1 tRNA gene is annotated in these 275 nt (G+C 58.5%); it reads right to left on the bottom strand.

The features are described from left to right. Window positions 1-73 (bottom strand) — tRNA-Asn (locus tag R6258_RS18805). Between the last annotated feature and the right edge of the window lie 202 nt (window positions 74-275).

Raw genomic sequence — 275 nt, 5'->3', positions numbered from 1 at the left:
CTCCCCGAGCAGGACTCGAACCTGCGACCCAATGATTAACAGTCATTTGCTCTACCAACTGAGCTATCGGGGAACAATGCCGGAGCACGCGGCGTAGTATACGGATCGAGGCTCGCCCGTCAAGGCCCCGCCTCCCGCCCGGGCCCGCAGACGCCATAAAAAACGCCCATCGGGAAACCGATGGGCGTTTTGCGATATCTGGTGGCTACGCCCTGATTCGAACAGGGGACCCCATCATTATGAGTGATGTGCTCTAACCAGCTGAGCTACGTAGC

Origin of the sequence: Halomonas sp. HP20-15, assembly GCF_033446685.1 — a bacterium.
GTDB lineage: Bacteria > Pseudomonadota > Gammaproteobacteria > Pseudomonadales > Halomonadaceae > Modicisalibacter.
Note: the sequence above shows the minus strand (reverse complement) of the source record. Positions and strands in the feature narration are given on the sequence as shown.